The sequence below is a fragment of the Mesorhizobium sp. M7A.F.Ca.CA.003.01.2.1 genome (assembly GCF_003998945.1).
Taxonomy (GTDB): domain Bacteria; phylum Pseudomonadota; class Alphaproteobacteria; order Rhizobiales; family Rhizobiaceae; genus Mesorhizobium; species Mesorhizobium ciceri.
Map to the genome: position 1 here is coordinate 1 of NZ_RZRA01000222.1, position 6576 is coordinate 6576.

At 62.5% G+C, this 6576-nt stretch carries 9 protein-coding genes; 1 reads left to right on the forward strand and 8 read right to left on the reverse strand.

The genetic code is table 11. From position 1 onward, the window contains the following. The 3 genes from EN969_RS11740 to EN969_RS11750 form a co-directional block, all read right to left on the reverse strand. Positions 1-1002 (reverse strand): ADP-ribosylglycohydrolase family protein (locus tag EN969_RS11740; RefSeq protein ID WP_164758226.1); only part of this gene is annotated, 1002 nt, incomplete at its 3' end. A gap of 3 nt (positions 1003-1005) precedes the next feature. Further along, the gene (locus EN969_RS11745; protein ID WP_013530802.1) at positions 1006-1731 is read right to left on the reverse strand and encodes a GntR family transcriptional regulator; all 726 of its coding nucleotides are present in this window, start codon (positions 1729-1731) and stop codon (positions 1006-1008) included. Between the two features lie 229 nt (positions 1732-1960). After that, positions 1961-2230 carry a DUF982 domain-containing protein gene (locus tag EN969_RS11750; RefSeq protein ID WP_013530801.1) on the reverse strand — a complete coding sequence of 90 codons (270 nt, stop codon included), beginning with the start codon at positions 2228-2230 and terminating at the stop codon, positions 1961-1963. An 84-nt stretch (positions 2231-2314) separates the two neighbouring features. On the opposite strand from EN969_RS11750, the gene EN969_RS11755 reads away from it, so the two are divergent. Further along, positions 2315-2572 carry a hypothetical protein gene (locus EN969_RS11755; protein WP_013530800.1) on the forward strand — a complete coding sequence of 86 codons (258 nt, stop codon included), beginning with the start codon at positions 2315-2317 and terminating at the stop codon, positions 2570-2572. 282 nt (positions 2573-2854) lie between these two features. Here the strand turns inward: EN969_RS11755 and EN969_RS11760 are convergent, their stop codons facing one another. The 5 genes from EN969_RS11760 to EN969_RS11780 form a co-directional block, all read right to left on the reverse strand. After that, positions 2855-3052, reverse strand: coding sequence for a DUF3309 family protein (locus EN969_RS11760; protein ID WP_082826496.1), 198 nt, complete (start codon positions 3050-3052; stop codon positions 2855-2857). Between the two features lie 313 nt (positions 3053-3365). Next, positions 3366-4061, reverse strand: a complete 696-nt coding sequence (locus tag EN969_RS11765; RefSeq protein WP_024501580.1) for an isoprenylcysteine carboxylmethyltransferase family protein — start codon at positions 4059-4061, stop codon at positions 3366-3368. 172 nt (positions 4062-4233) lie between these two features. Then, complete coding sequence (locus tag EN969_RS11770) at positions 4234-5256, reverse strand: ABC transporter substrate-binding protein (RefSeq protein ID WP_063168553.1); 1023 nt, start codon at positions 5254-5256, stop codon at positions 4234-4236. Next, positions 5249-6016, reverse strand: a complete 768-nt coding sequence (locus EN969_RS11775) for an ABC transporter ATP-binding protein (protein WP_063168554.1) — start codon at positions 6014-6016, stop codon at positions 5249-5251. Before EN969_RS11775 ends, EN969_RS11770 begins: the two co-directional genes overlap by 8 nt. Continuing rightward, positions 6013-6576: ABC transporter permease (locus EN969_RS11780; protein ID WP_164758227.1), on the reverse strand; the 564-nt coding region annotated here is incomplete at its 5' end. The genes EN969_RS11780 and EN969_RS11775, both read right to left, overlap by 4 nt.

Here is a 6576-nt window from a genome sequence, read left to right on the forward strand (position 1 = left end):
CCTTGCTGCCACGAGATCGGCGGCGAGCGCGCGAACCTCCGACATGTCGAGGCCGACAAGCCGGGCGATATGCTGTTGCGGCAATCGGGAAAAACCGCTGCAGGCGCCGGCCATGCCGGCAGCGATGGCGCCGATCGTATCGGTGTCGCCGCCGAGATTGGCGCTGATGACGGCTGCTTGCCATGGGTCGCCACGCGCGACTTCCAGCACGGCGAAGGCCGCCGGAACGGATTCCTGGCTGGCGACGCCGGTGCCAACCAGATCGGTGATCAGCCGGATCGCATCCCTGATCGCCTTGCCGTGTACGATGTCTTGCGCCCAGACGATGCGCGCGGCGATGTCGCCGCCGGTCACCCAATGTCCGAGTGTCGCCCCTCGCCTCGCCGCCGCGACCGCGCTGGCGGAAGCGTCGCGCCAGCCACCGCCGGCGACGCCGCGGCTGACGGCTGCCGCAACGGCAGCGGCGGAGGCGATGGCAATCGAGGTGTTGTGCGTGGCCCGGCAGGTCTCAGCCACCTTGCCGACGAATCCTTCCAACGGTTCGAGCGGCATCATGATGCCGACCGGCGCGATACGCATCGCCGCACCATTGGTGTCGCCGCTGCGCCCCGCTTCCTCAGCCGGCATACCATTGTTGATGGCGTCGATGGCGCGTTTGGTCGATGGCCCCAAAAGGTCATAGCTGCCACGCGCCTTAACCTCGCGTTCCCAGTCGAGCAGCGCATTGACCCAGCGCGCGTGGTCGAAACGGTCGCCGGATTCGACCAGGATGCGGCCGAGCAGCAACGCCTGCTCGGTATCGTCGGTGATGGTGCCGGCGGCCAATCCCTTCGACACCGGATGATCCGGGAAAGGCTCGATGAAATCCTCAACATGGCCGTAGAGTTCGGCAATGCGAACCGGCGACAAAAGCTGCGTCGGCATGCCGAGCGCATCGCCCAGCGCTCCGCCGACAAGCGCCCCCATGGCGCGGTCAATAGCCTTGCTGGTCGCATCCGACATCGCTCAGAACCTCATATGCAGCGCAAAATGCGCCGGATTGAGCAGGCTGGTGACGTACTCGATCGGCCGGTCGTCGGCGGCGCGCGTCAGCCGGCGGCCACGCAGGAAAGGCGTGCCTTGCGGGCAGCCGAGGATGGCCGCATCCTCGGCATTGAGCATCTCGATCTCGACCCATTCCTCGCCATGGTCGGGAATGAGGCCGGCGACGCGCAGCGTCTGGTGCAGCGAGCCCTCGCGCAATCCGCGCAACGGTACGTCCTCGAGCTCGGAGGACAATGGCAACCGGCTGCGCTCGATGGAGATCGCATGGCCGTCGCTGGCGTTGGTGCGCACCCGGTCGACGGCGATGAAGAACGGGCTTTCGATGCCAAGCAGCGCAGCCAGATCGGGGTCTTCGATGACCTCCAGCCGCAGCGTCCGCGTCTCGGCATTGGCGCCGGCATCGGCCAGCGCGCGCGACCAGCCGATCGAGTCGTCGACCGGCTTGCCGTCGAAGGTGACGAACGAGCCGATACCAACCTTGGTCGTGATCAGCCCGCGGCTGGACAGTTCCTCGAGGCCTTTGCGGACCGTATTGCGGCTAACGGAGAAGCGCTGGACGAGTTCGTTCTCGCTTTGAAGGCGGTCGCCGAAACCGAGGACGCCGGAACGGATCTCATGTTCGAGGACGGTGGCGATCTGCTCGGGCTTGCCCGTGCCGGGAGACAGTTGAACCGCGCGCCGCTTCATAAGGGTACCTGTTCAATGAACCTGTATAATCCTGTTCAATACCGAGGCCCGGATGCTATGTCAACAGATGCCGAAGACTGACCAACAGGCAGCGAAATGTGCGGGATAACCGTGCAGGGCGTGCCGAGAGGCAGGTCAATAGCCCTGAAAAGCCGGTCGGCGATCGCCAAAAAGGGGCATACATCAAGGGGATGGAGCCAGATCCTGATTCAATTTCACCAGGGACAGGCTACGGGATCGACACCTCACGCGGTTCGACGAGGATGTCCGCCTCGATAGCGGCGTTGATGAACGCCGCTCTTGCCGCCGAGACTTCTTTCTTTCCCTCGAGCACGGCCAGACAGGCCTTGCGGGCAACCATATGCTTTTGCCCGGTCGCAACCGGCCAGCGGTTCAGCAGGATGTCGGCAGCCTGAGCGACCCGCTCCACGTTGAAGATCGAGTTTCGCGATCGGCCGAGCGCAATCCTGACCGGCTCATCGAAACGCTGATCTTGCACGATGCCACTCCCCAAAGTCGGCATTCATCGATTCGCGGCCTTCAACCCCGAGCAATGTGATAGGTTCTGCGCCAAAGGTGCAAGATGTCCGATTCCAGTGGCCAGAAAAATCCCAGGCTGATCGTCGTGGTCGCGTTCGATCGCGGTGAGGATGGCGAGTTGTTCCCAGCCTTTGGACCCGCCGACCAGCAGAGCGAGGATCGCGCCATACGCACCGCCAGGGCTCTGACGGCAAAGCATTCCGGCGTCATCGCCTGGAGCCGTGAGGCCGATCCGACGCTGGGCGAATATGGTCCGCCGAACACGCTCTTCGTCAGCGGTGACGTGCCTGACATGGAGTAGTCGACTGGCGCCAGCATCTGAACGCCTCGCCCATAGGGTTTGATGCGAGCCGGTTTTGCCTCGCCAGCAAGCAAAAGCCCGCTACGGTGAACCGGAGCGGGCCTTGGAGGAGGACAAGGGGTGGGACCCTCTCCTCTTGTTTCCACGGGGGGGTGTGGACCGCAATGACCATACGAAAGTTTTGCAGAGTGCAGGATCACAAGCCGGCTTGCCTGCATCACAATCCGGTGCACGCCGACATTGGGGCGCTCACGAGATTGCGATCAGTTGGCGATAACCCGGCTAGATGCACCCGAGTACGACAAGCACGATGACGATGAGCAGCACGAGCCCAAGGCCGCCGCCGCCATAGGAGCCGGCGCCGTAGGATTGAACCTCGCAGCTGCGATGTTCAAAAGACGAGCGCTCCAAAGGCCTACCGTTCCGCGATTGTGGCGGGCATCGCGCGGAAGAAGTCACGCCAGCAACAGAAACGGCCATCCTGGTGACGGCAACCAGAATTTAATTCCGGCACGCCTGTGGACCGCAGAAAGCCCACCAGCGTGGCGGGCTTTCCGATCGGCCGGAGATGGCGAGAAGCCGATTGCAGAAGCAATTACGCGAGGTAGTGAGTTTCAGCTTCACAGAGAGAGAATACTGAAATTGAAGTGTGGTATATATATCTCAAAATTTCTGAAATAAACGCCAGTAAAAGTCGCAATATTAGCTTGCACAAACAATGCGCAGGTCTATTGACGATCGAACGTTGCCAGTGTGGTTGCAGACCGAACGATTCTGCGCGCCGGGGCGCCTGTCAAACGACGCCGTAGAACAGCCTGTAGTGGACGCGCTTCATATAGTCCCGATACTCCGGCGTGACGGCCAGCAGCGCCTCTTCACGCAGGATGCGGTGCACCTGGAAGAAGGTGATCACCGCGTAGACGGCTAGATTGTAGAAGGAAAAGGCCGACAGCAGGAACAAGAGATGGCCGGCAAGATAGCCGGCATAGATCGGATGCCGCACCAGACGGTAGGCACCGCCTGTCATCACGCCGCGATTGCCCGGCAGAATGGCGAAAGAACGCCCCAGCGATATCTTTCCCCAGATTACGAACCCCAACGCCAGGGCCTGCAGCGGCGCCGCAACATGGACCGGGATGATGGCCACGCCCGGCTCCAGGTCGATGAAACCGACACCGAAGCTGGCGATCACGGAGACAACCACCGTGAGCGGGTTCCAGTCGCGAACCTTCGGCCGACGCGACAGAAGCAGCCAGGTAAAGGTCAGGATCTCGGAAATTGCCACCAGCGCCACATTGATGCGCGTCGGGTCGAGCATCAGGTGATACACGCCGCGGTAGACGAACATGCCCGCGAAGGCCAGCGCGCAGATCCGAAAGAAACCTTCCCGCAAATCCACCAGGATCTCACGCTTTCGGGCTGCGGACAGAATCCTGCCGTCACTGACGTGCGAAAGCGCCTCGCTTTTTGATATGAGCAATGCAGACACCCCAATGATCCCTCAGGGCGACCTTTGCACGCAACCATTGCCGGGCAGTTAATCAACAAGATCAGATCGGTATTAAACTGGCTGTCGGGGAGCCAGGGCGCCACTTCCAGACGACCTGCTCCACGCGGTCGCCAAGAAAGACTGGCGACCCATGTCATTTGGTTTTGCCAGACTAGCTCAGATAGTCGTTGCGGAAATAGCTCCCGAAATCCGGACGTCGAGCAACCAGCTTGCCGTCGGAATCGCGCAAAATGCCGGAGGCGAAGAGATAGTCGCCAATCGCTTCCATCTTGGCCGGATCCATCGTCCCGATGGCCCCGCTTTGGCTGCGTAGATAATGGCCGTCGATCAATGCCTTCAGCGAGGCGTGGATCAGCGCCGGATTGGTCAAGGCATCCTTGTTTGCAGCGATCAGCAGGGTTGCCGCATCGTCGGGGTGGTCGACAGCGAACTGGTAGCCGCGTCGCGTCGCCTGAACGAAGTCGGCCGCAGGCTTGGGATTGGCCTGGAGATAGGCTTCGCTCGAAGAGATCAGCGTCGTGTGCTCATCAGGCACGCCATAATCGGCATAGACGAAGCTGCGCTGCTTGACGCCCCTGAGTTCGGCTTCGACACCCTCCCAGGTCGAGACTTCGAGCGTGAAATCGACCGACCCATTGGCCAGCGCCTCATAGGCTGAGGTGCCGAGCGTCACCGTCTCGAAATTGCCCTTGCCGCCGTCGTGGCGAATGATGGTCGATATCAGCGCGTTTTCCCAGGCACTGCCGAAGCCGCCATAGATCAAGCCGTCGAGGCTTCTTGGGCTTTTGATCTCGTTGCGTGCCGCATTGAAGACCACGCGGCCTGTTTCGGATTGCACCACCGCATAGACGCCCTTCAGATCCGCCCCGGCGGTTCTCTGGGTGAACAGGCTGATGGTGCCGTTGATGCCGAAATCGGCGACGCGGTTTGCGACCAGCGTGCCCGCACCGGTATCGCTGTAGGGCAGGATGTCGACCTCGAGCCCGGCTTCGCGATAAAACCCTTTGTCGCGGGCGACGAACAGTCCGATGTGGTTGGTATTGACCGTCCAGTCGAGGGCGACGGTGACCTTTTGTGCCGCCGATTGTGCTCGAGCCCGACCCGTCCCGGCAATCAAGGGAAGGCCGGTGGCAAGGGTCAGCAACAAGGCCTGCCGGCGCGTCAAGTCAGTCATGATCGTGTCCTTTGGATGGATTGGGGTTGAGGATGATGTCGAGGATTTCGGCCTCGAGCGCGCTTGCCTGGCGCGCGGCATCGCCGCCAAGGCTGCGCGGGCGCGGCAACGGCACCCTGATTTCACGCACGATGCGGGCCGGGCGCGCCGACAGCACATAGATGCGGTCGGACAGGAACACGGCTTCGCGCACGTCATGGGTGATCAAGAGCGCCGTCCAGCGATGATGCCGCCACATCTGTTCGAGCCAGCGCTGCATGGCGGTGCGGGTCAGCGCATCGAGCGCGCCGAACGGCTCGTCGAGCAGGAGCATGTCGCGCTCCTGCACCACGGTGCGCAGCAAGGCCGCGCGCTGGCGCATGCCGCCGGACAGCTGCGCGGGAAAATGCCGCTCGAAGCCGGCAAGCCCGAATTCGGCAAACAACGGCGCAACGCGCGCCCGCGCCGCCTGTCTCCTCATACCTTGCACTTCGAGCCCGAGCGTCGTGTTGTCGAGGATGCGCCGCCATGGCATCAGCGCGTCGCGCTGCGGCATGAAGGCGAAGTGCCTGCCGTGGTCGTCGAGCCGCGCGCCGTCGAACAACATCTCGCCCTCGCCATGCTCGGCGCCGGTCAGAAGCTGGAACAGCGTCGACTTGCCGGCACCCGAGGGTCCAAGGATCGAGACGAACTCACCAGCGCCGACGCTGAGCGAAATATCGGCCAGCACGTCGAGCCCACCGAACGCCTTGTGCACATGCCGCAGTTCGAGCCGGCTCATCGCCAGGCCCCCTTCCCGGCAGTTTCCCTGTCGGCTCGCTCCCAGGGCATGGCAAGGCGCTGCAGCAACACGGTCAACCCGAACAGGACAAGGGTCAGCGCCGCGCTGACACCGACGGCGGCAAGAACCAGATCAGGACGGAAATTGTTTTTGGCGTTGAGCATGTAGATGCCCAGACCCTTCGCGGCACCGGCATATTCAGCGAAGATGGCGCCGACCACCGCATAGGTGATGGAGATCCTCAACCCGGCAAAGAAGTAAGGCAGCGCCGAAGGCAGCCGCGCCAGCAGGAAGATGCGCCAGCGCCCTGCCCCCATGGCGCGCAGCATTTGCCCGATCTCGGCCTCGGTCGCCTCATAGCCTTCGACCAATGCAACCAGCATCGGAAAAAAGGTGACCAGCGCCACCAGCATGATCTTGGGCGCCAGCCCGAAGCCGAACCACAGCACCACCAGCGGCGCGACCGCCACCAGCGGCAAGGTCTGGCTGACGATGAAGACGGGAAACAACGCACGCCGCAGCGGCTGGAAGAAGTCGACCAGCATCGACAGCACGAAGGC

Excerpts from the sequence above, each read along its gene's own strand:
- EN969_RS11745 (WP_013530802.1), bottom strand. The coding sequence starts at position 1,731 with ATGAAGCGGCGCGCGGTTCAACTGTCTCCCGGCACGGGCAAGCCCGAG.
- EN969_RS11755 (WP_013530800.1), top strand. The coding sequence starts at position 2,315 with ATGTCCGATTCCAGTGGCCAGAAAAATCCCAGGCTGATCGTCGTGGTC.
- EN969_RS11760 (WP_082826496.1), bottom strand. The coding sequence starts at position 3,052 with ATGGCCGTTTCTGTTGCTGGCGTGACTTCTTCCGCGCGATGCCCGCCA.
- EN969_RS11770 (WP_063168553.1), bottom strand. The coding sequence starts at position 5,256 with ATGACTGACTTGACGCGCCGGCAGGCCTTGTTGCTGACCCTTGCCACC.
- EN969_RS11775 (WP_063168554.1), bottom strand. The coding sequence starts at position 6,016 with ATGAGCCGGCTCGAACTGCGGCATGTGCACAAGGCGTTCGGTGGGCTC.